The sequence below is a fragment of the Nevskia soli DSM 19509 genome (assembly GCF_000711955.1).
Lineage (GTDB): Bacteria > Pseudomonadota > Gammaproteobacteria > Nevskiales > Nevskiaceae > Nevskia > Nevskia soli.
In genome coordinates this window covers 1-2,127 of record NZ_JONR01000083.1, presented here as the reverse complement: position 1 = coordinate 2,127, position 2,127 = coordinate 1, and the positions used below count along the sequence as shown (strand labels likewise).

Genomic DNA, 2,127 nt, shown 5'->3' with positions numbered 1-2,127 from the left:
CTGTCCGACTTGCACTGCGCAAAAATGACCGCCGTCGCAGGCGCGATTCATTCTGTTACAGGCTCTTAGGGGCGCTTGTTAACATGGGCAGCCATGCCATTTTCGGCCTCATGCCCACTACCGCAGGGAGTCTGTCTTGAAAGGTCGCCGTGTCCAGAGTTGCGATGCCTGCGTCGATGCCATCCTGGAAAAGCTGGGCAAGCGTATCGTGCTGGGCACGCCCCTGGGCATCGGCAAGCCCAATGCCCTGCTCAACGCCCTGTACCGCCGCGCCAAGGCCGATCCCTCGATCCAGCTCGACCTCGTCACCGCGCTGTGCCTGAACCCGCCGATCGGCAAGTCGGAACTGGAAGAGCGTTTCCTCAAGCCGGTGCGCGCGCGCGTCTGGCCCGGCTACCCGCGGCTGGAATATGTCGACGACCTGGTAGCCCGGCGCCTGCCGCCCAATGTGCGGGTGATCGAGTTCTACATGCAGTCCGGCTCGCAGCTGCACAACCCCGACTCGCAGCAGAACTACATCAGCAGCAACTACACCCACGTCGCGCGCGACATGATCGGCCGCGGCGTCAACCTGCTGCTGCAATCGGTCTCGCTGCGCGAAGAGGGCGGCCGCCGCCGACTCAGCCTGTCGAGCAACCCGGATGTGACCCTGCAGTTGCAGCCGATGATGCTGGAACTGGACCGCCCCTGGCTGTTCTGCGCCCAGGTCAACCGCGCGATGCCCTGGCTCGGCAACCGCGCCGAAGTGGGCGAGGATTTCTTCGACTTCATCGTCGACGATCCGATGCTGGACCATGCGCCCTTCGCGGTGCCGCACGAGCCGGTCGCCACCGCCGACTGGGCCATCGGCTTCCGCGCCAGCAGCCTGGTGCGCGACGGCGGCACTTTGCAGGTCGGCATCGGCGCGCTGGGCGACGCCGCCTGCCATGCGCTGCGCCTGCGCGAGCGCGATAACGACGGCTACGGGGAAGTGCTCGACGCGCTCGGTGCCGATGCGCAAGCCGAGGCCATGGGCGGGCGCGGTCGTTTCGAGCAGGGCCTGTATGTCGCCAGCGAGCTGATCTCCAATCCGCTGTTCACCCTGTTCGAGGACGGCATCGTACGCCGCCACGTGCACGAGGACGCGGAAGTGCAGCAACGCGTCAACGAGGGCGGCGCCAGCGCGGCGGAGCAGGCCGGCGGCACCGTGCTGCAGGGCGCTTTCTTCCTCGGGCCGGCGGATTTCTACCGCCGTCTGCGCGAGCTGCCCGAAGACCGCCGCGCGCTGATCGACATGACCAGCGTGGCCGAGGTCAACCGCATTTACACCCACTACCGCCTGGAGCGCCTGCAGCGCCGCCACCCGCGTTTCATCAACATCACCATGAAGGTAACCCTGCTCGGCGCGGCGATCTCCGACCAGGTGCGCGATGGCCAGGTGGTGTCCGGCGTCGGCGGCCAGTTCGATTTCGTCTCGATGGCGCACCAGCTGCCGGAAGGGCGCTCCATCCTGCTGCTGCGCGCCACCCGCGGCGCCGGCAAGAAGCTGGAGTCGAATGTGGTATGGGAATTCCCCCACGCCACCGTGCCGCGCCACATGCGCGACGTCTACGTCACCGAGTACGGCGTCGCCGATCTGCGCGGCCGCACCGACAGCGAGTGCATCAAGGCCCTGCTGGCCATCGCCGACAGCCGCTTCCAGGACAGCCTGATGCGCGAGGCGCAACGCGCCGGCAAACTGGCGCAGGACTACCGCATCCCCGAAGCGCAGCGCGCCAACCTGCCGCAGCGCGTCGCCCGGGCGCTGGCGCCGCACCAGCAGTCCGGCCGCCTGCCTGCGCTACCCTTCGGCTGCGATCTGAACGAGGCGGAGCTGACCCTGGCCGGGCGGCTGAAGAAATTGCAGGGCGCAGGACAGAGCTGGAGCGGCAGGCTGAAACTGCTGCGCGCACTGGCGGCGCCGGCCGCCGCATCGCAAGCGGAGGTCGCCGCGGCCCTGCAGCATCTGCAACTGGGGCGGCCGGCGGGTGGACGCGAGATGCTGCTGGCGCGCCTGGTGCGCGCCGCCTATCGCTTGTAATCGGGCGCCGGGGCAGCGCCAGGCCCTAGGGAGCCTCTGATCAATTCCAAGCCCTGCCGTTGCCCCCC

Annotated in this window: 1 protein-coding gene; it reads left to right on the top strand. The window is 68.3% G+C overall.

Annotated elements, in window-relative coordinates; genetic code table 11:
* The first annotated feature begins 136 nt into the window (after positions 1–136).
* On the top strand, positions 137–2,059 hold the full coding sequence (locus BP26_RS0122465) for an acetyl-CoA hydrolase/transferase C-terminal domain-containing protein (protein ID WP_029922796.1): 1,923 nt from the start codon (positions 137–139) through the stop codon (positions 2,057–2,059).
* Positions 2,060–2,127 lie beyond the last annotated feature (68 nt).